This is a genomic window from Pseudomonas sp. ICMP 8385 (assembly GCF_002699915.1).
Classification (GTDB): domain Bacteria; phylum Pseudomonadota; class Gammaproteobacteria; order Pseudomonadales; family Pseudomonadaceae; genus Aquipseudomonas; species Aquipseudomonas gessardii.
In genome coordinates this window covers 75,454-99,581 of the sequence record NZ_LKBY01000094.1, presented here as the reverse complement: position 1 = coordinate 99,581, position 24,128 = coordinate 75,454, and the positions used below count along the sequence as shown (strand labels likewise).

Genomic DNA, 24,128 nt, shown 5'->3' with positions numbered 1-24,128 from the left:
CCTGTCTTTGAAATACAAAACGCCCGATGCGGTGCATCGGGCGTTAGGGTGAAACAGGTGTAAACCTATTTCAGGACTAGACACTGTGATTTGCAAAACCTTCATTCAAAATGCCAGTCTCGCGCCTACCTACATCAACACTCCTGCCTCCCGATAGGCGAACGCTGATGCAATAGAAGCAGGGTAGAAGGCATGCAACCGTCTGCTAGGCTTCATTCTCCTGGGAGAAAGGCTGGTCCTTTTACCTGCATTGAATGATTACTTGGGGAAAAGCTATGTCGGTCTACTCCATTACCATTCCCTGCTTCGCGCAAATGCTGCGCGCGTTAGCGTCTCTTTTGTCCAAGGGTCAAGACTCTGCCCTGGAGCGCGGGTATGACCCGGAAATTTTGTTGGGGGCTCGACTGGCGCCTGATATGCATGATCTGGCCCGTCAGATTCAGTACGCGTGCACGCAAGCGCAGGAGGCGGTTCAGCGACTGACACGGCAGCCGGTGCTATTGCTCACGCCTCCCGAAAGCCTGGCAGCAGCGCAGGTATTGATCGAGCATACGTTGGCCATTCTTGATGCAGCGGACCGCGCTCAAATAGAGGAAGGGGCAGGGCGCGAAATCGCTATTGAGTTACCCAATGGCATGGCCTTCGATATGACCGGCAGTGAGTACGCTGTGAACTGGGCTATTCCACAGTTCTACTTTCACTTGGTTACGGCCTACAACATCTTGCGTCATAACGGTGTGCCCCTTGGTAAAGCCGATTACGTACAACATATGTTCGCCTACTTGCGGCCGTAGTTTCTGCGCTTGAAGGCTGGTGGGCGGCCTTGCCCCATCTTTCATTGCCGGGCTACCCAGTGACGCAGCGCAGGGGTCAGGATCTTTGCTTCAAATGTAAAGTATTCGCATTTATACTGCGCGCAATTGCCCTCTCTCCAGGGCATCCGCTTCTCTCATTGCGCAGGTCATCGTGCAGGTCGACCCTCCCAAACCCACACTGCTGGCAGCATTGGTTCGGCACTACGACGAGTTGGTGGATCATGTCCGCCGGCGTTTTGGTGAGCGGATATTTGCCCGCGAAGTGATACACGACTTGTGCCTACAGTTGCTTGAGCAGGATGAGAAACCAGGTGTACGCACGCCAGTGGCCTTGTTGCGCAAGATCGCCAGCGATATGGCGATCAGCCGTTATCGAAGCGAGCGTCGGCGTCAGGGCTGGGTTGTCGGCGTTTCGGTATTGCCGCAAGTGGCCTGCGGTGCGCCGAGCCAGGAGCGCCATCTGGCTGGGGAGCGGGCCTTGGAGTTGCTCACCGAGGCGATTGCCAGCCTGCCACCGCGCTGCCAAATGGTGTTTGTCATGCACAAGGTGCATGAATTGCCCCAGGCCGAAGTGGCCGCGCGCCTGGGGATTTCCCTGAAAACCGTCGAGAAGCACCTGCGCCTGGGCATGGGGATCTGCCGTACGCATCTAGGGACAGAGGTCTTGCCATGAATCGCGACCCACACAAGAGCAAGGACTTCAGCCAGGAGGAGGAGGCCATTGCGCGGGTTCGCGAGGACCTCAAGCAACGTTTTCCGCTGCCCCCGTCGACGCCCGCGAAAAACAAACGCCCCACAGGGAAAACCCTCGGGCTGTTGCTGCTGGCGATGGTTGCGGGGGTGGCCTGGGTCGATCCGGCCTACCGCAGCGAACACTTTGCCAGCCAGGTAGGGCAACGCCAGGCGCTGCAGCTGGCGGATGGCTCTCGGGTGCTGCTCGACAGCAGCACGCAGATGACGGTCAGCTGGCATCTGCGCAGCCGCCAGGTCGAATTGAAGGCGGGGCAGGCGTTGTTTGAGGTGTCGCCGAGGGTCTACCGGCCTTTCCTGGTCGATGCCGGGTTGGTTGGGGTGCGAGTCGTGGGCACGCGTTTTAACGTCAGCCGTCAGGAACAGGATGTGCAGGTCAGCGTGGCTGAAGGCAAGGTCACTGTGCGGGCGGCCGCTACCGGTTTAGTCACAGCGCTGGAGCCCGGGCAGCAATTGCGTTTGCAGAAGGGGCAAGAGGCTCAGGTGAAACGGGTTGACGTGGATGACGTCACCGCCTGGCAACAAAGCCGGCTGGTTTTTGAAAGCACTCCGCTTGAGGAAGTCATCGGCATACTGCAGCGCTATCACCGTCAGCCTATAAGGCTCATGGACCCCAGGCTTGCGCGCCTGCCGGTTTCCGGTGTGTTTGACAGTGGCCACGTTGACCGCTTGCTGGCGCTGTTGCCCGGGATCCTGGCGTTGAGCGTTTCCACTGCGGCCGATGGCTCGGTCCTGATCGATTCCCCTGGCAAGAAAAATAATCTTCAACCGAGGTAGGGTTGCGCCGCAGTGCTGACGGCTATCTCCCTGTAACCCAACTTCGTGGAGAATAAAAACGTGAGTCAGTCCTTCCTGCGCGCGCCGGTGCGCATGTCCTTGCTGGCCGGCAGCTTGCTCTTGAGCCAATGGTCGCTGGCAGAATCGGCCCCGGTTGATTTCGATATCCCGGCCGCATCGCTGGAGAAATCCCTGAATGCCGTAGCCCGGCAATCCTCGGCACAGATCCTGTTCGCCAGTGAAATCACGGCCGGCAAGAGCGCGCCGGCCTTGCGCGGGCGCTACACGTTGCAGGAAGCGCTTGAGCGGTTGCTCGGCAAAAGCGGGCTGACGGTGCAGGCGCGTGACGAACAAACATTCCTGGTGGTCCAGGGGGGCACCGCCAATGTCTCCCCAGCGTCGGACCCCGCGCCGGGCACAATGGAGCTGGCCAGCCTGACCATCAGTGCCTCGCGGCTCGACAGCGACCTGGTGCCCCAGGCCCGCCAGGTCAATGTCATCGAACACAAGCAGCTGGAGCAACTGCGCCAGGGCTCGGACAGCCTCGCCACGTTGCTGGCCAAGAGCATCCCGGGCATGGCCGACTCAAGCCGGACCATTACCGACTACGGGCAGACCTTGCGTGGACGGACGATGCTGGTGCTGGTCGACGGTGTTCCGCTCAATACCAACCGCGATTCTTCGCGCAACCTGGCGAACATCGACCCGGCGCTGATCGAGCGTATCGAAGTGATCCGTGGCAGCAGTGCGATCTACGGCGCAGGCGCGACCGGGGGCATCATCTCGATCACCACGCGGCCGGCCGGTGGCGAGCCGCGGGCGAGCACCAGCCTGAGCGCCGTCTCGCCCTTGAGCAAGCTGGGCAGCGATGGCCTGGGCGGCCAATTGCAGCATCATGTTGCAGGGTCCCAGGGCCGGGTGGATTACGCCCTGGACTTCGGCGCCCGCCACATTGGCGCCTCCTACGACGCCAACGGGCACCGCCTGGCGCCAGAGCCCAGCCAGGGCGATCTGTTCGATGCCAATACCTTCAACGTTGGCGGCAAACTGGGCTTGCGCCTTGATGATGTGCAGCGCATTCAACTGTCTGCCAGCCATTACAATGCCGAGCAAAATAGCGACTACACCTCCGACCCGTCGGTGGCCAAGCTTCCTGCGGGCTCGGTGCCTGCGCGCCCGTTGTCCGGTTTGTCGTTGGCCGAGCAGAACCAGATCAAGAACACCTTGCTCAACCTGGAGTACGCCCATACCGACGTACTGGGCGGCACGCTTAATGCGCAACTCTACTATCGGGACTACTTCACCCGGTTCACACCGTTCGATGCCCGCGCAGTGGCGACCCGTGGACGCAATGTCGACCAGGTCATGCAGAACAGTGAAGTGTTCGGCAGCCGGGTCACCCTACGCACGCCGCTGGGGAGCCTGGGCAATACGGAGTTGTTATGGGGCGCTGACTTCAACCAGGAGCGCAGCGACATGCCCATCGACATCTTCGACCCGCGAGCCTATGACGCCAGTGGCGGCAGGGTGTTTGACAAGATCGGCAAGCTCACCTACATGCCCGACCTGACAACCCGTAGCCTCGGCGGCTTTGCGCAGTTGCAACATAAGCTCAACGAACAATGGTCGGTGGAGGGCGGCGTGCGCTATGAATACGCCACCGCCCAATACGATGACTTTATCCCGCTCTCGGAGTCGGCAGCGACCCAGCCGGCGACTGTCCGCGGGGGCAAGGTGCATTACGATTCAGTGCTGTCCAATATCAGCCTGACTTACTCGCCGGTAGCGGGCCAGGAGATCTACGCGGCGTTCAGCCAGGGCTTCCAGTTGCCCGATATCGGGGTGCAGCTGCGCAATGCCCGGCGAGGGTTCGATCTTGGTTCCTCCAACCTGGAACCGGTGAAAACCAACAACTACGAGCTGGGCTGGCGTGGTGGGTTGGGCGAGCAGACATTGGCCTCGCTGGCCGTGTTCTACACCACCTCCAAGCTTGGGGATGTGCAGAGTTTCAACAATGGCCTGATCCTGACCCGCACCCAAGAGCGAATTTACGGCGTAGAAGGCAGTGCCGACTGGTTGACCGACGATGAGCGCTGGGGCGCCGGCGGCACCTTTACTTGGATGAAGGGCCGGGAGCAGCCCGAAGGCCGTGACTGGCAGGACATGACCGGGTACCGCATCCCGCCGCTCAAACTGACCGCCTACCTGGAGTTCAAGCCGACCGAAACCTGGAGCAACCGCCTGCAGGCCAACTATTTCGACGGCGCCGACTATCGCCTGGATGGCGTTGCCAGCTTTGGACGGCGCAAGGTCGACAGTTACACCACCGTTGATCTGATCAGCCAATACCAACTCAGCGAAAATGACCAGCTCGGCATGGGGATCCAGAACCTGTTCAATCGCAGCTACTACCCGCTCTACAGCCAACTGATGCGTAGCAGCAACAACACCAGCCACTTGCCAGCGCCGGGTACGGTGTTGACCGCAAGTTACACCCATCAATGGTGACCACCCTGACTGCCCGGTGCCCCTGATGGGGCGCCGCAGCACTAGCAATCCTGCGTTGGCGGCGTGTCGCGGTTTTGCGTGCGCTAAACCCTTGCGCGAAGATCGGTGCTCATCCCCTCACAAACTTTATTGATTTGCAGCAACAATTTTTCTTGTTGGACACCCTCCGTCCCAAGCAGCAAAGATGCCCGCCAGTGACCCTCGACCTACCCGGTCAATAATAAAAATCCGCGTCGGGCTGCCCGTTATCGCTTATCGGCGATGCAGGCGTCGCAGCACGCAATCAAGGACTCAACGCCATGCAAACTGTTGTGAACCTTTGGCCGCTGATTGGCGTGCTCGTCATCGTGGTCGGCTTTGTGTTGCGCTTCAATCCATTACTGGTGGTGACAGCGGCGGCGATTGCCACCGGGTTTGCCGCCCACTTCCCCCTGGAAAAAATCCTCGCCACCATGGGCGATGGCTTCCTGCAGACCCGTGCCTTGCAACTGATCCTGCTGTTGCCCCTGGCCGTTATCGGCCTGCTGGAGCGCCATGGCCTGCGTCTGCATGCGCAGAACTGGATTGCACGCTTCGAGCGGGCCACCGTCGGGCGCCTGTTGATCATTTATCTGTTTGTTCGCGAATCCACGGCCGCCATGGGCCTGACCAGCCTGGGCGGGCACCCGCAAATGGTGCGCCCGTTGCTGGCGCCCATGGCGGAAGGGGCTGCCGAGAAGCGCTTCGGCAAGTTGCCGGACAAGGTGCGCCACAAAGTCCTGGCAATGTGTGCCGCCACAGACAACGTGGGGCTGTTTTTTGGTGAAGATATCTTCGTGGCCTTTGGTGCGATTGCCCTGATGCATACCTTCCTGCTGGGCTCCGGCATTGATGTCGAGCCGCTGCACATCGCAGTGTGGGGCATCCCTACGGCGATTTGTGCGTTCATTGTGCACGCCATACGTTTGCACCGCTTTGACCGAAGGCTGACGCGTGAACTGACGGCCACTGCGCCCGTCAACGCTCAGTCGGAGGCCGCGCAATGATCATTTCCATCCAATACCTGTACTGGCTCGCCGGCGTTTTGTTGCTGATTACGGCGGGCATGATCCTGGCTGACCGCACCCACCCCAAGCGTTGGTCAACCGCGTTGTTCTGGTTGCTGTTCGCCATTCCGTTCCTGGTGGGCGAGCACCTGCCGTCGGTGGTGGTGGGCATTGGCGTGGTGCTGATGGCGCTTATCGCCGGGCTCGGCGGGGTAGGGCGTGGTTCACATGCCGAGTTGCATGACAAGGAGTCCCGCGCCAGTGCTGGCCGGCTGGGGCATAAACTGTTTATTCCGGCACTGGCCATTCCGTTGACCACGGTGATCGGCTCGGTGCTGCTCAAGCACACCGAGATTGGCGGCGTACCGCTGCTGGATCCGAAGAACACCACGTTCGTGTCCCTCGGCCTCGGCTGTCTGATTGCCCTGGGGTTGGCCTGCTGGCTGACCCGTGATACCCCGGTGCAGGCCTTGCGCGAATCGCGACGCCTGACCGAAGCCCTGGGCTGGGCTATGGTGCTGCCACAGATGCTGGCAATGCTCGGCCTGCTGTTTAACGAAGCCGGGGTTGGCACGGCCGTGGCTCACGTCACCACCACCTATATCAACCTGGATTACAAACTGGTGGCGGTGATGGTCTATGTGTTGGGCATGGCGCTGTTCACTGTGATCATGGGTAACGGCTTTGCCGCCTTCCCGGTCATGACCGGGGGGGTGGGCGTGCCGGTGCTGGTGGGGATTTATGGCGGCAACCCGGCGGTGATGGCGGCCATCGGCATGTTCTCCGGCTACTGCGGTACGCTGATGACCCCGATGGCGGCGAACTTCAATATTGTGCCCGCGGCGCTGTTGGAGTTGCCGGACAAAAACGCGGTGATCAAGGCGCAGATACCCACGGCGCTGATGATGTTGCTGGTCAATATCGTCCTTCTTTATCTGTTGATGTGAGGTGGTGATGGGGACTGTACTGCTGACGGGGTTCGAGCCATTCGATCAAGACCCGATCAACCCATCCTGGGAGGCCGTGCGCCTGCTGGACGGGGTGCAATTGCAAGAAGGGGTGACGATCGTCGCCCGCCAGTTGCCCTGTGCCTTTGCCACCGCCGGCGTCTGTTTGGACCAGTTGCTGGCCGAGCATCAGCCGCAACTGGTGATCGCCACGGGGCTGGGGCCCGGGCGTAGTGACATTTCCATCGAGCGGGTTGCAATCAATCTCATCGATGCGCGGATCCCCGACAACCTCGGTGTGCAGCCCATCGATACGGCGGTGATCCCTGAAGGTCCGGCGGCCTACTTCAGCACCTTGCCGGTCAAGGCCATGGTCAAGTCGGTGCGCGAGGCAGGGGTCGCGGCTTCGGTGTCGCAAACGGCGGGCACCTTTGTGTGCAACCAGGTGTTCTACCACTTGCAGCATGCCCTGGCTGGGTCGGGCGTGCGCAGTGGGTTTATCCATGTGCCTTTCCTGCCAGGGCAAGGGGGGGCGCATCAGCCGTCGATGGCGTTGGCGACGACAGTTGCAGGCTTGAGGGTTGCGCTCCTGGCTGCCTGGAATACGCCGTGTGATATCTCAGAAAGCGGCGGTCAGGTGTGCTAAGGCCTTGAACAAGGCCGGGGTCGATCCAGAGTGCCTTATCTTTTAAAGACAGGATCCAAATGCTGTTTCAAGAGGGGGTTTTCTGGCGAGCCTGCCTAAACGCACGGCGATTGAGCTTTCGCTGGATGGCCGCCTGAATGGGCTTGAGGCAGAAGCAGAACAGATAGCCATAGAGAAACAGCGCCAGGTCAGGCCACGATTCGGCGTCCTGCACGGTGGTACTGCCTTCCATGTAAAACCTGAGGCTATATCCGAGCGTCACGAAGGCCAGGGCAATCAGCAGGGCAATTATCCAGGACTTGAAGGTATAAGGCTCTTTGCGGGATCGCCTCATCAACGCGCTCCAAAGGCACTGTAAGGTTTTGATACTTTCTTGGAGAGATTTGTCTGCCAAATGTCCAGCAAGTTCCGTGGCTGAACCTGTGTGCTGACCACCGGCGGCCGGGCCTGGCGCGAATGCTGCGCTGATCACGGAATACCGTAGACAGGCCAAGGGGGCTTTCGCCAGCCGTTACAGGGGACGAGCAGGCTGGCTACTGAGGAGGCTTCAAGGTGTTTCGCGTTTGTCCGGTGCAGTCAGGCCAGCCTGGATGCGCTGGTAAATCTCTTCGCGATGCACGGCAACATCCTTGGGAGCATTGATGCCGATTCTTACTTGCTGGCCGCTAACGCCCAGAATGGTGATCGTAATGTCATCACCGATATTTATGCTTTCACCGACTTTGCGGGTGAGTATCAGCATGGACTTCTCCTTGATTGCTTTGAAGGACGCATGTTTCTAACAGGGCGGATGTCGGTTATGTGTAGCTTACTGTGAAGCGCTTCCCTGTGGCTGCCTCTTTTAGGACGCATGGAGGCGGCATTAATTCCCATGGCGCCATCATACAGGTCTGGGAAACATCCTTCGCAATGTTTAAGCCAACGTTTATGACGGCCAGAATAGACAGTGAATGATAAAGTTGCCTCTTTGATCGTTAAAGGGGCAGGGCAGTGCGTAAAGTAGCGATGGCAATTGTGGTATTGGCGTTGGCCGGATGCGGTGACGGGCCCAACCTCGACACCCCCCGAGACAAGGCTGAGGCTGCCAAGGCCCAGGCGCCTGCGGTTGCCGCTGTGCAGTGGGATATCCTGGTGCGCTCGCCCGACAACAAATTGCAGGCACTGACCGACCTGACCGCCTGGTTGCTGGAAAACGGCTTCCCGTTCTACCTGGCCAAGGAAGACGGCAAGGACCTGGTGCTGTTGGGGCCATTCGCCAGCAAGGCCGAGGCAGAGGCAAAACAGACCCAATTGCAGGAACGGCTGGTGAAAAAGAAGAAGACCGACGCCGAGTCGCTGGTGATCGAGCACAAGGCCCGTCCGTAATACGGTGGCTGGCGGGGTCGGCGGACCCCGCTCGCGTTTATCCGCAGGCCTTCAGGTTCACCGGGCCGACGAACTCATTGCCACGCCCCATCACGCAGGCCACGGTCTGGTTGCGCTGGCGTTCCCAAGGCTGCACGGGATAGGTGCGGTTCCAGGCTTCATACAGTTGGCGGTCCTGTTTCGACAGGCGCAGGCCGTATTGTTTACTCATATAAAAGTATGTCCGGGCAATCATGCCGCGGATGGATGGCCTGGGCATGACCTTCTTGGCCTTGAAGTCCACCTGGGTCAGGCATGAACCATATTGCCCGCTCTGCACCGGCAACCAGCCAAAACTGAAGTTGTTGCGATCGCCATTGACCTCGCCGATGCTCGGCACCAGGTTGTGCAGGTCGGCTTCGGCGCGCTTGAAGACGGTGTCGGTGCGCGTGCAGTTCTTGCGGCCGCCGTCTTGCCAGCATTGGCGCTGATGGCCGATCTGCCACGCCGGGACAATGTGTTCCCACTCGATGCGCGCCGCCCGGTTGGCATTCTTGCGCGGGATGTAGCCGCAGGCTTTCAGGTCTACCCGGTTCCCCGTGTATTTGCAGCCGCAATAGAACTCTGTGGATTGCGGGGCGTAAAGTTTCCAGGCGATTTTCTTGGCTTCGCTAAAGGTGCGTGGGGCTTGGGCGTGGGCGGCGGTGGCAAAAAAGACACAGAGCAGGGCAATAAAACGGACACTCATTGACTCAATCTTCCTTCGGTACGACCCAGAAAATCTGCACGCCACCATCATCGCGATAGGCTAGGGTGACGTTGTCGTTTTCTGCGATTTCCTCCAGTAGTCGTGCCCACTCGTCCTCCGGTTCCTCCGGCAGGCGAAAAATCAACGCAGCCTTGGCTTTTTGGGCGTTGGTGGAATTGATGATTTTTTGCACCCGGATTGCCAGGCGTTGGTAGGCGTCGGGAGGTGTCGGTGCTGCGGAGGAGGGCTTGGCCACGGAGGAATCCTTAATTAGCTGTACGAACATACAGTATTTAACTGTGAGGAAATTCGCAACTGCTTAAAATTCAAGAGGTCCGTGTGACAACGGTTTGTGCGGATTGGTGTATGGCGAGGTTATTTTGTAGGCACTGATTTGCCGGCGATGGCATCCCTGGGACCACCATCGCCGGCAAGGGTTATATCAGTGACTCAGTATTCCCAGAACATGCGTTGCAGTTCCTTGCTGTCCTGGGTCTTGGTCAGAGCGACCATGGCCAGGATGCGGGCTTTTTGCGGGTTCAGGTCATGAGCCACGACCCAGTCGTATTTGTCGTCAGGCTGTTCGGCATTGCGCAGAACGAAACCGCCGGCATTGACGTGGGAAGAACGAATGATCTGTACGCCTTCCTTACGCAGTTCCTGCAGGGCAGGCACTACCTTGGCCGGTACCGAGCCATTGCCGGTGCCGGCATGGATGATGGCTTTGGCGCCAGCCTGGGCCAGGGCTTTGTAGGCGGTGTCGCTGACGTTGCCATAGCCGTAGGCAATTTCAACGTCCGGCAGGCTCTTGATGTTCTTGATATCGAACTCCGAGTTCATGGTGTGACGCTTGGCCGGCTGGCGGAACCAGTAGGATTTGCCTTCTACGACCATGCCCAGTGGGCCCCAGGCGCTTTTGAACGCTTCGGTCTTGATGTTGATCATCTTGCTGACGTCGCGACCCGATTGGATCTCGTCGTTCATGGTCACCAGTACGCCTTTGCCGCGTGCGTCTTTGCTACCGGCAACGGCCACGGCGTTGTACAGGTTGAGCATGCCGTCGGCCGACATGGCCGTGCCTGGGCGCATGGAGCCCACGACCACGATTGGCTTGTCGGTCTTTTCCACCAGGTTGAGGAAGTAGGCGGTTTCTTCGAGGGTGTCGGTGCCGTGGGTGATCACGATGCCATCCACGTCCTTGCTGTCGGCCAGTTCCGCGACACGGCGGCCCAGTTGCAGCAGGTTCTCGTTGGTGATGCTCTCGGAAGCAATTTGCATCACTTGCTCGCCACGCACGTTGGCGATCTGGCTGAGTTCGGGAATGCCGGCGATCAGTTGTTCGATACCGACCTTGGCCGCCTGGTAGGTGGCGCTGTTGGCCGCACTGGCGCCAGCGCCGGCAATGGTGCCGCCAGTGGCCAGCACGACTACGTTGGACAGCTTGGTCTTGGATTCAACTTCCTTGGCCTGGGCGGCAACCGGGAAGAGCAGCAGCAGGGCTAAAGCGCCCGGAACAAAGTTCTTGAGTGCAGATTTCATTATTTTTCTCTCTAGTTTTGATGAGTGCGTGTGCAGGTTCATCCAGAACACCCCGGGCTGCGCTGAGCGCCACAAGGTGCGGATTAGCAGCAGGATTTGTACCAGCCGTATTTTGTTTGGGGATTGATTTTAACTTATTGATTTAAATCATTTTTTTATAGTTGGCTGATTTGTTGCCTTCCACGCGTGTCCGAATTTCCGAACGCTGGAGGGCTCCGGCGTTCGGTTGTCCGAAAATCACCCTGGAAAAATCCGGGTGACTCTCCTGAAATGTTCCAGCGGGCCTGTCGTTTTAGAGAACGATCCCCCGGCCCGGATGTTTAGCCACGAAGGCGCGCGAGTTGTAAGGCAGGAGGTAGAGCCCGCGAGGAAAAAGCACTTTTCTTTCGTTGACAAATTTCGGCAGTCTTCGCATAGTTTGTTCAACGCAAACGTTTGCGAGATGTTTCACGAGCACTCCGTGAGTGAGGTGAAGGTGCAGGCGTTGCTCACAATAATCATAAGATCGGAGTGAACCCATGAAGCTGCCATTTGCTGGACGTCTGCTGTCTGTCGCTGTACTGGCTGCCGCATCCGCTGCCCTGCCTCTGTCCTCTGCATTCGCTGATGACGCCACCGCCAAACCCAAGGTCGGTCTGGTGATGAAATCCCTGGCCAATGAGTTTTTCGTCACCATGCAAGACGGGGCCAAGGACTATCAGAAAGCCCATGCCGCCGATTTCGACATGATCACCAACGGGATCAAGAACGAAACCGATACGTCGGCCCAGATCGATATCGTCAACCAGATGATCCTCGCCAAAGTCAACGCGATCGTCATCGCGCCCGCTGACTCCAAAGCCCTGGTCAACGTCCTGAGGAAAGCCTCCAAGGAAGGGATCAAGGTGGTCAACATCGATAACCGCCTCGACCCTGAAGTGCTGAAAAGCAAAAATCTCGACGTTCCCTTTGTCGGCCCGGATAACCGCAAGGGCGCGCGCCTGGTCGGCGAGTACCTGGCCAAGCAACTGGCGAGCGGCGACAAGGTTGGGATTATCGAAGGCGTGCCGACCACCACCAACGCCCAGCAACGCACCGCCGGGTTCAAGGATGCGATGGATGCGGCCGGTATGAAGATTGTTTCCGTGCAGTCCGGTAATTGGGAAATCGACCAGGGCAACAAAGTGGCGGCGGCCATGTTGAGCGAATACCCGGACCTCAAGGCGCTGCTGGCCGGTAACGACAATATGGCCCTGGGCGCCGTTTCTGCGGTGCGCGCCGCGGGCAAGGCCGGCAAGGTCCAGGTGGTGGGCTACGACAACATCGCCGCGATCAAGCCGATGCTCAAGGACGGTCGCATCCTGGCCACGGCCGACCAGGCCGCTGCACAGCAGGCGGTGTTTGGCATCCAGAATGCGCTGAAGCTGGTCAAGGGTGAAAAGGTCGAGTCCGTGGGCGGCGTGATCGAAACGCCGGTAGAGCTCATCCTCAAGCAATAATCCCTGGTTGCGCATTACAGCGCCCGCTCCCGTCGAGCGGGCGCCTGGAGATTTTCCTATGTCATCTTCCGCACCGGCCACTGTCCTCTCGGTCCGTGGTATCGGTAAGACTTATGCCCAGCCAGTGCTGTCCGACATCACCCTGACGCTTAATCGCGGTGAAGTGTTGGCGCTGACCGGTGAGAATGGCGCGGGCAAAAGCACCCTGTCGAAGATCATCGGCGGCCTGGTCACGCCCAGCACCGGGCAGATGCAGTTCAATGGCCAGGATTACACCCCGGCCAGCCGGACCCAGGCGGAAAAGCAGGGCGTGCGCATGGTCATGCAGGAGCTCAACCTGCTGCCGACCCTGACCGTGGCCGAAAACCTGTTCCTCGACAACCTGCCCAGTCGCGGTGGCTGGATCAGCCGCAAGCAATTGCGCAAGGCCGCGATCGAGGCCATGGCGCAAGTGGGCCTGGATGCGATCGACCCGGATACGTTGGTCGGCAGCCTGGGCATTGGCCATCAACAGATGGTCGAGATTGCCCGCAACCTGATCGGTGACTGCCATGTGCTGATCCTCGACGAGCCGACGGCGATGCTCACCGCCCGTGAAGTCGAGATGCTGTTTGCGCAAATCACTCGCCTGCAGGCCCGGGGCGTGGCCATTATTTATATTTCCCATCGCCTGGAAGAGCTGGCGCGGGTGGCCCAGCGCATTGCCGTGCTGCGTGATGGCCAGTTGGTGTGTGTCGAGCCGATGGCCAATTACAACAGTGAGCAACTGGTCACGCTGATGGTCGGCCGCGAGTTGGGCGAGCACATCGACCTTGGCCCGCGCACCATCGGCGCACCGGCCTTGACGGTCAAGGGCCTGACCCGTGGGGACAAGGTCCGCGATGTGTCCTTTGAAGTGCGTGCTGGTGAAATCTATGGCATTTCGGGATTGATCGGCGCCGGCCGCACCGAATTGCTGCGCCTGATCTTTGGCGCCGACCTGGCCGACAGTGGCACGGTCGCCCTCGGTTCGCCGGCGCGGGTGGTGAGTATTCGCTCGCCGGTGGATGCAGTAGGCCATGGCATTGCCCTGATCACCGAGGATCGCAAGGGCGAGGGCCTGTTGCTCAGCCAGTCCATCAGCGCCAACACGGCCCTGGGCAATATGGCCAAGGTGTCCAGCGCCGGCCTGGTCAATGGGCGCGACGAAACGGCCCTGGCCAAGCGGCAGATCGACGCCATGCGTATTCGCAGCTCCAGCCCGGCGCAATTGGTGTCCGAGCTGTCGGGCGGCAATCAGCAAAAAGTGGTGATCGGCCGCTGGCTGGAGCGCGATTGCGCGGTGATGCTGTTTGATGAACCCACCCGTGGCATCGATGTGGGCGCCAAGTTTGATATCTATGCGCTGCTTGGCGACTTGACCCGCCAGGGCAAGGCGCTGGTGGTGGTGTCCAGCGACCTGCGCGAGCTGATGCTGATCTGCGACCGCATCGGTGTGCTGTCTGCCGGGCGCTTGATCGAGACCTTCGAGCGTGCCGATTGGACCCAGGACGAATTGCTTGCCGCCGCATTTGCCGGCTATCAGAAACGTGACGCGTTGCTCAATGAAGCCGCGCCCAGGACAACCCCATGAAATCAGCAACTTCTACTACAAAAGCCGGCGGCAATTTCTACGGCCTGGGCACTTACCTGGGCCTGGCCGGCGCCTTGATGGCCATGATTGCGCTGTTCTCGGCCCTGAGCAGTCACTTTTGGTCCTATGACACCTTCAGCACCATCGCCAACCAGATTCCCGACCTGATGGTGCTGGCGGTGGGCATGACGTTCATCCTGATCATCGGCGGCATTGACCTGTCGGTGGGCTCGGTCTTGGCCTTGGCCGCGTCTGCGGTCAGCGTGGCGATCCTGGGCTGGGGCTGGAGCGTGATCCCGGCGGCATTGCTGGGCATGGGCTGCGCGGCACTGGCCGGGACCATTACCGGCTCGATTACCGTGGCCTGGCGGATTCCATCGTTCATTGTGTCCCTGGGTGTGCTGGAAATGGCCCGTGGCGCGGCCTACCAGATGACGGGGTCGCGTACCGCCTATATCGGCGACTCCTTCGCCTGGCTGTCCAACCCGGTGGCCTTTGGGATCTCGCCTTCGTTCATCATTGCGCTGCTGGTGATTATCGTGGCCCAGGCGGTGCTGACGCGTACCGTATTTGGCCGCTACCTGATCGGCATCGGCACCAATGAAGAGGCTGTGCGCCTGGCAGGCATCAATCCAAAACCCTACAAGATCCTGGTATTCAGCCTGATGGGGTTGTTGGCCGGGGTGGCGGCGCTGTTCCAGATTTCCCGCCTGGAAGCGGCCGACCCGAATGCCGGTTCCGGCCTGGAGTTACAGGTGATTGCCGCCGTGGTGATTGGTGGCACCAGCCTGATGGGCGGGCGTGGCTCGGTGATCAGCACGTTCTTCGGGGTGCTGATCATTTCCGTACTGGCGGCCGGCCTGGCGCAGATCGGCGCGACCGAGCCGACCAAACGCATCATTACCGGCGCCGTTATCGTGATTGCCGTGGTGCTCGACACCTACCGCAGTCAACGCGCCAGCCGGCGGGGCTAAGCCATGGCAACCATCAAGGATGTGGCGGCGCTTGCGGGCATTTCCTACACCACGGTCTCCCATGTGGTGAACAGGACGCGCCCGGTCAGCGAGCCGGTGCGGCTCAAGGTCGAAGCCGCGATCAAGCAGTTGGACTATGTACCCAGCGCAGTCGCCCGCTCGCTGAAAGCCAAGACCACGGCGACCATCGGCCTGTTGGTGCCCAACAGCCTCAACCCGTATTTCGCGGAGCTGGCCAGGGGCATCGAGGACTACTGCGAGCGCAATGGTTATTGCGTGATCCTGTGCAATTCCGACGATAACGCCGAGAAACAGCGCAACTATTTGCGAGTATTGCTGGAAAAACGCATCGACGGCTTGATCGTCACCTCGGTCGGTGGCGATGACAGCGGCCTGGCCACGGGCCTCAAGGCGGTGCGCACGCCCATGGTCATTGTCGACCGTGGCCTGGAGGGCATTGACGTGGACCTGGTGCGCATCGATCACGAGCAGGGCGCGTACCTGGCGACCCGGCATTTGCTGGCGCTGGGGCACCGGGATATCGCCTGTATCGGCGGGCCCGCACATACGCGTGTGGCACAGATGCGCTTGGCCGGCTACCAGCGGGCGCTGCTTGAGGCCGGGATTTCGGTGCCCGCCAGCCGTGTGCTGGAAAGTGATTTCACCAGCACCGGTGGTTATGGGGCGGCGGTGCAGTTGCTGGCGGACAACCCGCCCAGTGCGATCTTCGCCGGCAACGACATGATTGGTTTCGGTGTGTTGCGGGCGGCGGCCGAGCGCAACCTGCGGGTGCCGGCCGAGCTGTCGGTGATTGGTTTTGATGACATTCAAATGAGCCGCTATGTGTACCCGGCGTTGACCACCGTGGGCCAGTCGATCCTGCAATTGGGGGAGATGGCGGCGGAGTTGTTATTACGACGGATTGCGACCCCGCAATTGCCGGTTGACCAGCGCATTGTCACGCCGAGCATTGTCTTGCGTGAGTCTACGGCGCCATTGGCTGCTGTGTTTGCCTCCAACCGTTGAACGAATTGATGAGTATTGATGTATGCCAGCAACAGTAGTGGTAGTAGGCAGCCTGAATATGGACCTGGTGACCCGGGCCAGCCGGCTGCCCCGTGCCGGTGAGACCCTGGTCGGTCAGTCGTTTGCCACTGTCCCGGGCGGCAAGGGCGCCAACCAGGCGGTCGCGGCGGCGCGTCTCGGTGCTGAGGTGGCAATGATCGGCTGCGTGGGCAGCGATGCCTATGGCGCGCAGTTGCGCGATGCGTTGGTGGTTGAAGGTATTGACTGCCAGGCCGTCAGTGAGGTGCAGGGCTCCAGTGGCGTCGCGCTGATTGTGGTCGATGACAGCAGCCAGAATGCGATCGTGATTGTGGCTGGCAGTAATAGCCAACTGACACCTGCCTCGCTGCTGGCGTTCGATGCGGTGCTGCAGGCGGCCAGGGTGATTGTCTGCCAGTTAGAAGTGCCCATGGACACCGTGGGCTATGCCCTCAAGCGCGGTCGCGAATTGGGCAAGACGGTGATCCTCAACCCGGCGCCGGCCAGCGGCCCATTGCCGGCAGACTGGTACGCCGCCATCGATTACCTGATCCCCAACGAAAGCGAAGTGTCGGCCTTGAGCGGCGTACCGGTGGATTCCCTGGACGCGGCGAGGGTCGCGGCCACTCATCTGCTAAAAGCCGGGGCGGGCAAGGTGATCGTGACTCTTGGCTCGCAGGGCGCGCTGCTCGCCGATGGCCGGGGTTTCGAGCATCTGCTGGCGCCCAAGGTCCAGGCCGTGGATACCACGGCGGCGGGCGACACTTTTGTCGGCGGCTTTGCGGCAGCGCTGGCCAACGGCCAGAGCGAGGCTGAGGCCATCCGTTTTGGCCAGGTTGCGGCGGCCCTGTCGGTCACCCGTGCCGGGGCGCAACCCTCTATTCCTACGTTGCACGACGTTCAAGGCTTTGTTCACCCATGAAAAAGACGCCCCTGCTCAATATTGCCCTGTCGCGACTGATCGCCTCCCTGGGGCATGGCGACATCCTGGTGATCGGCGATGCCGGCCTGCCGGTGCCGCCGGGTGTGGAATTGATCGATCTGGCGCTGACCCAGGGCATCCCCGATTTCATCAGCACCCTGCGCGTGGTGCTCAGCGAGATGCAGGTTGAAAGCCACGTATTGGCCGAGGAAATCCTGCTCCGGCAGCCGCCGGCCCTGGCTGGTCTCAACGCGCTGGATGGCGAGTTGGGTGAGCGCCATCTGCTCAGTCATGAAGCGTTCAAATCGCTCAGCCACAAGGCGCGCGCGGTGGTGCGTACTGGCGAGTGCCAGCCCTACTGCAATATCGCGCTGGTGTCTGGCGTGACTTTCTAGTTTTTCCCACAGTGACAAGGAGTGCGTCATGCAACGTAGAACCCCAACCTTGCGACATCTGTTTCGGAGTGTGCTGCTTTTGTCCGTGCTAACTGCTGCAAGCGCCCAGGCGGCGGAAAAAATCGACCTGATCATTGATACCGATCCGGGCGCTGATGACGTAGTGGCGTTGCTGTTTGCGATGGCGTCGCCGCAGGAGCTGGACATTCGGGCATTGACCACCGTGGCCGGCAACGTGCGGCTGGACAAGACCTCGCGTAATGCGCGCCTGGCCCGTGAGTGGGCAGGGCGCGAAGAGATCCCCGTGTATGCCGGCGCGCCGCAGCCGTTGCTGCGCACGCCGATCTATGCCGAGAACATCCATGGCAAGGAAGGCATTTCCGGTGTCACCGTGCACGAGCCGAAAAAAGGCCTGGCCGAAGGCAATGCGGTCGACTACCTGATCAAGACCTTGAGCACCGCCAAGCCCCATAGCATCACCATTGCCATGCTCGGCCCACAGACCAACCTGGCGCTGGCGCTGACCCAGGCGCCACATATCACCCAGGGCATCAAGGAAGTGGTGGTCATGGGCGGCGCGCACTTCAATGGCGGCAATATTACGCCGGTGGCCGAGTTCAACCTGTTTGCCGATCCGGTGGCGGCTGAAATCGTGCTTAAAAGTGGTGTCAAGCTGACCTACCTGCCGCTGGATGTGACCCACAAGATCCTCACCAGCGAAGCGCGCCTGCAGAAAATCGCTGACCTGAAGAACAATGCCAGCAAAGTGGTCGGCGATATTCTCAACGAATACGTCAAGGGCGATATGGAGCACTACGGTATGTCGGGTGGCCCGGTGCACGATGCCACTGTGATCGCTTATCTGCTCAAGCCTGAGCTGTTTACCGGGCGCCAGGCCAATATGGTGGTTGATAGCCGTGAAGGCCCGACCTTCGGCCAGACCATCGTCGATTGGTACGATGGCCTCAAGCACGACAAGAATGTGTATTGGGTGGAAAACGGCAATGCCCAGGGCTTTTTCGACCTGCTCACCGAGCGCCTCGCGCGCCTGAAGTAAGCGGCTTGTCGGTCGGCGCTCGCTGGCCGGCGTCTATTCGCGCAGGGGGTCTTCGACCCCCATGTGCTCGGCCGGGTATTTCTCGAATACCTGGCCGATAAAGGCTTGCGCGGCTTGGGTGCCCAGCTCCTTGACCAGCAGGTCTATGCCGATGATTGCCAACTCTTCCGGGCTGCCAGGGCTGTAGGAACTTTGCCCTTGGGGCCACTTGGCCTTGATATCGGCATTGATGGTAACGATGGTCATCGGGTTCTCGCGGCTCGCATAGGCTGGACTGGCCTACAGAGTTAACCATTTTGCGCTGCGTTTGGCACGGCTACTTAGGCATGAGGAGGGCGCTGTGCGACACTGGTGCTCTGTTTAACTGCCAGGACAAGCCGCGTGCACATCGATTTGACCAACCCCAAGAACCTCACATTGGCAGCTGTTCGCCAAATGATTGCCAGTGCCAGTGACGATCAGCACACCCAGCTACGGGTTACCAAGGCCGGTATCGCCTATATTTCTTCCTGCGTGGTAGGAGGCATGCAGGTTGATGGGTTGCTGTTTCGCCTGGAGACCTGGGCGGCAGGGTCGGGCTATGTGGGCAAGGTGGCGGCCAGTGATGAGGTATGGGTGATGCAGATTTTCAATGCGCTGAAGCAGAACTGGCCGAAGCCGTCGTTTGACTACATCGATATCTACTGACACTTATTCATATCTGGTGACGATTGATTCATCGGGCCATGGTGTTGAGTCAGGCAGACTTGCCTACGGCCAATTGTGACAATTCTGAAACCAATTGGCCAAATCACGGTCGCACGATCTCTGTCCATTTTTTATCAAAGGAGGCTTCATGCCTTGGAAGCTCGCATCATTCGGTACTTTGTTGGCAGCAGCTGTCCTGGCGGGTTGCAGCACTTCGGGTACCTCTGAGCCAGCCAAAGACACGGCCGTGGCTGAGCCTGTTCATACGCGCTGCGAAGCGAAGGCTGCGCAGTTTGCAATCGGCCAGAAGGCCTCGCCACAACTGCTGGAACAGGCCCGTACCCGCGCAGGCGCGCAGAATGCACGTATTCTCAAGCCCAACGATATGGTCACCCTCGAATACCGCTCTGATCGCTTGAACCTCAACACCGATGACAACCTGGTGATTACCCGCATCAATTGCGGTTGATAGCGCAACGCTTTTGCCTGAGCCATAAAAAACCCCGTCACATGGACGGGGTTTTTTAGATCGGCGCAGAAATTACTCTGGGCGAACCTGTGCAGCTTGCATACCCTTTTGGCCTTTCTCAGCCACGAAGGAAACGGTTTGGCCTTCTTTCAGGCTTTTGAAACCGTCGCTTTCGATAGCTTTGAAGTGTACGAACAGGTCGTCACCGCCACCTTGAGGAGTGATGAAGCCGAAGCCTTTTTCATCGTTGAACCATTTAACGGTGCCGGTTTGGCGATTAGACATGGTGTATCTCCAAGAAACATATATTTTCAGTAGTGCTGTGCTGCTCAGGCCAACTGGGCACACCGGGGTATCATAGTCGAAATGTTCGACTTGGGAGCCCCCCCAAGGCACTGTTTGCTAACCAATCGCGTTGCCTGCAGTGCCGTGGTTGGCTGTAAGCCCCGGTTTACGGGGCTTTAGCGTGAAATGTCGACTGGTAAAAAAAGCCGTAAAAGCAATGTAAATTGTGAGAAATGGCGATTTTCAGGCCGTTTTCAGGGCCAATTGGCCGTCTGATTGGCTGCCTGGCTTACTTTTTCTTCACGACTTTGCAGGACGAAATAGCCGCCACTGCTTTGTTTTTAAGCTCCGGGCTGGCGTTCTTGTTGGTCATCAGTTCTTTGATTTCCGCAGTGCTCAATTCCGCGTTGATCTTGTCCGCGCCGCATTCGCAATGGGCTTTGGCGGTTTTGACATCAACGTTCTGGCTGGCGGCGGCGCTGCAGTCCTGGACGAAGCCATCCCGGGCACCGGCAGGCCAGTTGGAGGGGGCGGCGGCTTGTGCGCCAATCGAGAACAGGGCCAGGGAAGCGGCAAGGGCGAAGATCGAGGTGCTGCGCATGGTTAGATGCTCCTTGAGTCGAGATGACGGACGGCGATTTTCAGTGTGTTTGAGGCCTGGCGTACAGCCCAAGTTCACTTTTGCCTGTAAAAGCCTGGAGTTTGCCTTTGCGCGGCCGTGGGGCGGCACCCTGACCGTTCATCTGTGCTAGCATCAGCGACCTGGCTTTTTTCTGGCCAGGCTCTTTTGTTTAACTCCAGTCACTCTGGTTCGATTATCGGTTGGCCGAAAGGCTCCTGCCGCTGTAAGGCAGGCGTTCAGCAATGAGCGGCCTGGTGTTGGATCTTGTACTGGCTCATCCCAACCCACGTGACCTTTGGTAGGGGTCACCACTAGGAGAGGAGGCGCCATGCCAACTATTACTCTTCCCGACGGCAGTCAACGTTCATTCGATCATCCGGTTTCCGTAGCCGAGGTCGCCGCATCCATTGGTGCAGGCCTGGCCAAGGCCACCGTGGCCGGCAAGGTCGACGGCAAGCTGGTTGACGCCAGCGACCTGATCACCAGCGACGCCACCTTGCAAATCATCACGCCCAAGGATCAAGAGGGGCTGGAGATCATTCGCCACTCTTGCGCACACCTGATTGGCCATGCGGTCAAGCAGCTGTACCCCACCGCGAAGATGGTGATCGGCCCGGTCATCGACGAAGGCTTCTATTACGATATCGCCTACGAGCGTCCTTTTACGCCGGACGACATGGCGGCCATCGAAGCGCGCATGCATGCGCTGATCGAGAAAGACTACGACGTCATCAAGAAAGTCACGCCGCGCGCCGAAGTGATCGACGTGTTCACCGCCCGTGGCGAGGACTACAAACTGCGTCTGGTGGAAGACATGCCGGACGAACAGGCCATGGGCCTGTATTACCACGAAGAATATGTCGACATGTGCCGTGGCCCGCACGTGCCGAACACGCGCTTCCTCAAGTCGTTCAAGCTGACCAAGCTGTCCGGCGCCTACTGGCGCGGCGATGCGAAAAACGAGCAACTGCAACGGGTCTACGGTACCGCCTGGGCTGACAAGAAGCAGCTGGCGGCCTACATCCAGCGTATCGAAGAAGCCGAGAAGCGCGACCACCGCAAGATCGGCAAGCGCCTGAACCTGTTCCACCTCCAGGAAGAAGCGCCGGGCATGGTGTTCTGGCACCCGAACGGCTGGACCCTGTACCAGGTGCTTGAGCAGTACATGCGCAAGGTGCAACGTGAAAACGGCTACCTGGAGATCAAGACGCCGCAGGTGGTTGACCGCAGCCTGTGGGAGAAATCCGGGCACTGGGCCAACTACGCCGACAATATGTTCACCACCGAGTCGGAAAGCCGCGACTACGCTATCAAGCCGATGAACTGCCCGTGCCACGTGCAAGTGTTCAATCAGGGCTTGAAAAGCTACCGCGAGCTGCCGATGCGCCTGGCCGAGTTCGGTGCCTGCCACCGTAACGAGCCATCGGGTGCGCTGCACGGCATTATGCGTGTGCGCGGCTTCACCCAGGACGACGCCCACATCTTCTGCACCGAAGAGCAGATGCAGGCCGAATCCGCTGCGTTCATCAAGCTGACCATGGACGTCTATCGCGATTTCGGCTTTACCGAGGTCGAGATGAAGCTGTCCACTCGTCCGGAAAAACGCGTTGGCTCCGACGAGCTGTGGGATCGCGCCGAAGCTGCATTGGCCGCAGCGCTAGATAGCGCGGGCCTTGCGTACGATCTGCAACCGGGTGAGGGGGCCTTCTACGGTCCTAAAATCGAATTTTCGCTGAAAGATTGCCTTGGCCGTGTCTGGCAATGTGGTACCTTGCAGCTCGATTTTAACCTGCCGATCCGTCTGGGAGCCGAATACGTCTCCGAAGACAACAGCCGTAAACACCCGGTTATGTTGCACCGGGCGATCCTCGGCTCGTTCGAGCGGTTCGTCGGGATCCTGATCGAGCACTACGAGGGCGCGTTCCCTGCGTGGCTGGCTCCGACCCAGGCAGTGATCATGAATATCACTGATAAACAGGCCGATTTTGCCGCTGAAGTTGAAAAAACACTCAACGAAAGCGGATTTCGTGCCAAGTCCGACTTGAGAAATGAAAAGATCGGCTTTAAAATCCGCGAGCATACTTTGCTCAAGGTTCCCTATCTTTTGGTTATCGGAGATCGGGAAGTCGAGATGCAGACTGTCGCTGTGCGTACTCGCGAAGGTGCTGACCTGGGCTCGATGCCCGTCGCCCAGTTCGCTGAGTTCCTCGCGCAAGCGGTTTCCCGGCGTGGTCGCCCAGATTCGGAGTAATTATTATTAAGCGTGAAATGAGACAAGATAAACGAGCTGCACCGAAAGCCCCGATCAACGAGAATATCTCGGCACGCGAGGTTCGGTTAATTGGGGCTGAGGGTGAGCAGCTTGGGATTGTGTCAATTGAAGACGCGCTTCTTAAGGCTGAAGAAGCCAAGCTCGATTTGGTGGAAATTTCCGCCGATGCTGTACCGCCTGTCTGCAAGCTGATGGATTACGGCAAATCGATCTTCGAGAAGAAGAAGCAGATTGCCGCAGCCAAGAAAAACCAGAAGCAGATCCAGGTTAAAGAAATCAAGTTTCGTCCAGGGACGGAGGAAGGGGATTACCAGGTAAAACTGCGCAACCTGGTACGTTTCCTGAGTGATGGGGACAGGGCCAAGGTATCCTTGCGATTCCGCGGCCGTGAGATGGCCCACCAGGAGCTGGGTATGGAACTCCTCAAGCGGGTTGAAGCTGACCTGCTGGAGTACGGTTCCGTCGAACAGCATCCTAAGATGGAAGGACGCCAGCTGATCATGGTCATCGCCCCGAAAAAGAAGAAGTAATCAATAGGGCACGGCAGGCCTTCTGATTATGTTTATCAACTGAATGCGGAGTATCCGAACATGCCAAAGATGAAGACTAAAAGTGGTGCTGCTAAGCGGTTTCTGAAAACTGCTAACGGTATCAAGCACAAGCACGCTTTCAAGAGCCACATCCTGACCAAAATGTCGACCAAGCGTAAGCGTCAACTGCGCGGTAGCAGCTTGCTGCATCCGTCTGACGTGGCAAAAGTCGAGCGCATGCTGCGCCTTCGTTAATTTTGGATCAAGAATAGAGGAAGTAACTCATGGCTCGTGTAAAGCGTGGCGTCATTGCCCGTAAGCGTCACAAAAAAATTCTGAAACTCGCTAAAGGCTACTACGGCGCGCGTTCACGCGTATTCCGTGTTGCCAAGCAAGCGGTAATCAAGGCAGGCCAATACGCCTACCGTGACCGTCGTCAGAAAAAACGTCAGTTCCGCGCTCTGTGGATCGCTCGTATCAATGCTGGTGCACGTGTTAACGGTCTGTCCTACAGCCGTTTCATCGCTGGCCTGAAAAAAGCGTCCATCGAAATCGACCGTAAGGTTCTGGCTGAACTGGCCGTGAACGAAAAAGCGGTGTTTGCTGCGATTGTCGAGAAAGCTAAAGCCACCTTGGCTTAAGTACCCCCGACAGTCACCCTGGGTTACTCCTGTAGCCCAAG

29 protein-coding genes are annotated in these 24,128 nt (G+C 59.1%); 21 read left to right on the top strand and 8 right to left on the bottom strand.

Annotation, left to right across the window (positions count from 1 at the left end; translation table 11 throughout):
• Positions 1-275: 275 nt before the first annotated feature.
• From AO268_RS12905 to pcp, 7 genes are all read left to right on the top strand, one after another.
• Complete coding sequence (locus AO268_RS12905; RefSeq protein ID WP_099168905.1) at positions 276-794, top strand: DUF1993 domain-containing protein; 519 nt, start codon at positions 276-278, stop codon at positions 792-794.
• A 172-nt stretch (positions 795-966) separates the two neighbouring features.
• Positions 967-1,488: an RNA polymerase sigma factor gene (locus AO268_RS12900; RefSeq protein ID WP_076964983.1), complete on the top strand. Its 522-nt coding sequence runs from the start codon at positions 967-969 to the stop codon at positions 1,486-1,488.
• Positions 1,485-2,342 carry a FecR family protein gene (locus AO268_RS12895; RefSeq protein WP_076964982.1) on the top strand — a complete coding sequence of 286 codons (858 nt, stop codon included), beginning with the start codon at positions 1,485-1,487 and terminating at the stop codon, positions 2,340-2,342. Before AO268_RS12900 ends, AO268_RS12895 begins: the two co-directional genes overlap by 4 nt.
• A 93-nt stretch (positions 2,343-2,435) precedes the next feature.
• Positions 2,436-4,850: a TonB-dependent siderophore receptor gene (locus AO268_RS12890; RefSeq protein WP_099168910.1), complete on the top strand. Its 2,415-nt coding sequence runs from the start codon at positions 2,436-2,438 to the stop codon at positions 4,848-4,850.
• Between the two features lie 299 nt (positions 4,851-5,149).
• Positions 5,150-5,875, top strand: coding sequence for a DUF969 domain-containing protein (locus tag AO268_RS12885; protein WP_099168904.1), 726 nt, complete (start codon positions 5,150-5,152; stop codon positions 5,873-5,875).
• Positions 5,872-6,822 carry a DUF979 domain-containing protein gene (locus AO268_RS12880; RefSeq protein ID WP_076964980.1) on the top strand — a complete coding sequence of 317 codons (951 nt, stop codon included), beginning with the start codon at positions 5,872-5,874 and terminating at the stop codon, positions 6,820-6,822. Before AO268_RS12885 ends, AO268_RS12880 begins: the two co-directional genes overlap by 4 nt.
• Positions 6,823-6,829: 7 nt before the next feature.
• Positions 6,830-7,468: a pyroglutamyl-peptidase I gene (gene pcp / locus AO268_RS12875; RefSeq protein WP_099168909.1), complete on the top strand. Its 639-nt coding sequence runs from the start codon at positions 6,830-6,832 to the stop codon at positions 7,466-7,468.
• Positions 7,469-7,535: 67 nt separating this feature from the next.
• Here the strand turns inward: pcp and AO268_RS12870 are convergent, their stop codons facing one another.
• Together AO268_RS12870 and csrA are read right to left on the bottom strand one after the other, a co-directional pair.
• Entirely contained in the window at positions 7,536-7,802 is a 267-nt protein-coding gene (locus tag AO268_RS12870) for a hypothetical protein (RefSeq protein WP_099168903.1), read from the bottom strand.
• 213 nt (positions 7,803-8,015) lie between these two features.
• Complete coding sequence (csrA, locus tag AO268_RS12865; RefSeq protein ID WP_007920550.1) at positions 8,016-8,210, bottom strand: carbon storage regulator CsrA; 195 nt, start codon at positions 8,208-8,210, stop codon at positions 8,016-8,018.
• Positions 8,211-8,458: 248 nt separating this feature from the next.
• Between csrA and AO268_RS12860 the strand changes: the two genes are divergently transcribed.
• On the top strand, positions 8,459-8,833 hold the full coding sequence (locus AO268_RS12860) for an SPOR domain-containing protein (RefSeq protein ID WP_076964978.1): 375 nt from the start codon (positions 8,459-8,461) through the stop codon (positions 8,831-8,833).
• Between the two features lie 37 nt (positions 8,834-8,870).
• Here AO268_RS12860 and AO268_RS12855 read toward each other — a convergent pair whose 3' ends face one another.
• The 3 genes from AO268_RS12855 to AO268_RS12845 all read right to left on the bottom strand — a co-directional run bounded on the left by AO268_RS12855 (position 8,871) and on the right by AO268_RS12845 (position 11,099).
• Positions 8,871-9,560 carry an endonuclease gene (locus AO268_RS12855; protein ID WP_099168902.1) on the bottom strand — a complete coding sequence of 230 codons (690 nt, stop codon included), beginning with the start codon at positions 9,558-9,560 and terminating at the stop codon, positions 8,871-8,873.
• Between the two features lie 4 nt (positions 9,561-9,564).
• Positions 9,565-9,816, bottom strand: a complete 252-nt coding sequence (locus AO268_RS12850) for a DUF1654 domain-containing protein (RefSeq protein ID WP_083743126.1) — start codon at positions 9,814-9,816, stop codon at positions 9,565-9,567.
• 194 nt (positions 9,817-10,010) lie between these two features.
• Positions 10,011-11,099 carry an asparaginase gene (locus AO268_RS12845; protein ID WP_057438625.1) on the bottom strand — a complete coding sequence of 363 codons (1,089 nt, stop codon included), beginning with the start codon at positions 11,097-11,099 and terminating at the stop codon, positions 10,011-10,013.
• A 518-nt stretch (positions 11,100-11,617) separates the two neighbouring features.
• On the opposite strand from AO268_RS12845, the gene AO268_RS12835 reads away from it, so the two are divergent.
• Genes AO268_RS12835 through AO268_RS12805 form a run of 7 tightly spaced genes read left to right on the top strand, consistent with a single transcriptional unit; the run spans position 11,618 to position 18,581 of the window.
• Complete coding sequence (locus AO268_RS12835; RefSeq protein WP_099168900.1) at positions 11,618-12,577, top strand: sugar ABC transporter substrate-binding protein; 960 nt, start codon at positions 11,618-11,620, stop codon at positions 12,575-12,577.
• Between the two features lie 58 nt (positions 12,578-12,635).
• The gene (locus tag AO268_RS12830; RefSeq protein WP_099168899.1) at positions 12,636-14,189 is read left to right on the top strand and encodes a sugar ABC transporter ATP-binding protein; all 1,554 of its coding nucleotides are present in this window, start codon (positions 12,636-12,638) and stop codon (positions 14,187-14,189) included.
• Positions 14,186-15,163, top strand: coding sequence for an ABC transporter permease (locus AO268_RS12825; protein WP_076964972.1), 978 nt, complete (start codon positions 14,186-14,188; stop codon positions 15,161-15,163). Before AO268_RS12830 ends, AO268_RS12825 begins: the two co-directional genes overlap by 4 nt.
• Before the next feature lie 3 nt (positions 15,164-15,166).
• Positions 15,167-16,189, top strand: coding sequence for a LacI family DNA-binding transcriptional regulator (locus tag AO268_RS12820; protein ID WP_099168898.1), 1,023 nt, complete (start codon positions 15,167-15,169; stop codon positions 16,187-16,189).
• Positions 16,190-16,211: 22 nt separating this feature from the next.
• On the top strand, positions 16,212-17,129 hold the full coding sequence (gene rbsK, locus AO268_RS12815; protein ID WP_099168897.1) for a ribokinase: 918 nt from the start codon (positions 16,212-16,214) through the stop codon (positions 17,127-17,129).
• The gene (gene rbsD, locus AO268_RS12810; protein WP_076964969.1) at positions 17,126-17,524 is read left to right on the top strand and encodes a D-ribose pyranase; all 399 of its coding nucleotides are present in this window, start codon (positions 17,126-17,128) and stop codon (positions 17,522-17,524) included. The genes rbsK and rbsD overlap by 4 nt, the downstream gene beginning before the upstream one ends.
• Before the next feature lie 28 nt (positions 17,525-17,552).
• Positions 17,553-18,581: a nucleoside hydrolase gene (locus AO268_RS12805; protein WP_099168896.1), complete on the top strand. Its 1,029-nt coding sequence runs from the start codon at positions 17,553-17,555 to the stop codon at positions 18,579-18,581.
• Between the two features lie 33 nt (positions 18,582-18,614).
• Here the strand turns inward: AO268_RS12805 and AO268_RS12800 are convergent, their stop codons facing one another.
• On the bottom strand, positions 18,615-18,827 hold the full coding sequence (locus AO268_RS12800; RefSeq protein ID WP_099168895.1) for a hypothetical protein: 213 nt from the start codon (positions 18,825-18,827) through the stop codon (positions 18,615-18,617).
• A gap of 135 nt (positions 18,828-18,962) precedes the next feature.
• On the opposite strand from AO268_RS12800, the gene AO268_RS12795 reads away from it, so the two are divergent.
• Positions 18,963-19,268, top strand: coding sequence for a hypothetical protein (locus tag AO268_RS12795; RefSeq protein ID WP_076964966.1), 306 nt, complete (start codon positions 18,963-18,965; stop codon positions 19,266-19,268).
• A 148-nt stretch (positions 19,269-19,416) separates the two neighbouring features.
• On the top strand, positions 19,417-19,737 hold the full coding sequence (locus AO268_RS12790; protein ID WP_076964965.1) for an I78 family peptidase inhibitor: 321 nt from the start codon (positions 19,417-19,419) through the stop codon (positions 19,735-19,737).
• Between the two features lie 72 nt (positions 19,738-19,809).
• Here AO268_RS12790 and AO268_RS12785 read toward each other — a convergent pair whose 3' ends face one another.
• Positions 19,810-20,022, bottom strand: a complete 213-nt coding sequence (locus tag AO268_RS12785; RefSeq protein WP_003179963.1) for a cold-shock protein — start codon at positions 20,020-20,022, stop codon at positions 19,810-19,812.
• A gap of 289 nt (positions 20,023-20,311) precedes the next feature.
• Positions 20,312-20,623 carry a hypothetical protein gene (locus AO268_RS12780; protein WP_076964964.1) on the bottom strand — a complete coding sequence of 104 codons (312 nt, stop codon included), beginning with the start codon at positions 20,621-20,623 and terminating at the stop codon, positions 20,312-20,314.
• 349 nt (positions 20,624-20,972) lie between these two features.
• Between AO268_RS12780 and thrS the strand changes: the two genes are divergently transcribed.
• Genes thrS through rplT form a run of 4 tightly spaced genes read left to right on the top strand, consistent with a single transcriptional unit; the run spans position 20,973 to position 24,087 of the window.
• Positions 20,973-22,895 carry a threonine--tRNA ligase gene (thrS, locus tag AO268_RS12775; RefSeq protein ID WP_076964963.1) on the top strand — a complete coding sequence of 641 codons (1,923 nt, stop codon included), beginning with the start codon at positions 20,973-20,975 and terminating at the stop codon, positions 22,893-22,895.
• Positions 22,895-23,446 (top strand): translation initiation factor IF-3, encoded by a 552-nt coding sequence (gene infC, locus AO268_RS12770; protein ID WP_169851780.1) that lies wholly within the window; start codon positions 22,895-22,897, stop codon positions 23,444-23,446. Before thrS ends, infC begins: the two co-directional genes overlap by 1 nt.
• A gap of 60 nt (positions 23,447-23,506) precedes the next feature.
• Positions 23,507-23,701 carry a 50S ribosomal protein L35 gene (gene rpmI, locus AO268_RS12765; RefSeq protein WP_002553160.1) on the top strand — a complete coding sequence of 65 codons (195 nt, stop codon included), beginning with the start codon at positions 23,507-23,509 and terminating at the stop codon, positions 23,699-23,701.
• Positions 23,702-23,730: 29 nt separating this feature from the next.
• Entirely contained in the window at positions 23,731-24,087 is a 357-nt protein-coding gene (gene rplT / locus AO268_RS12760) for a 50S ribosomal protein L20 (RefSeq protein WP_003174975.1), read from the top strand.
• Positions 24,088-24,128: the final 41 nt, after the last annotated feature.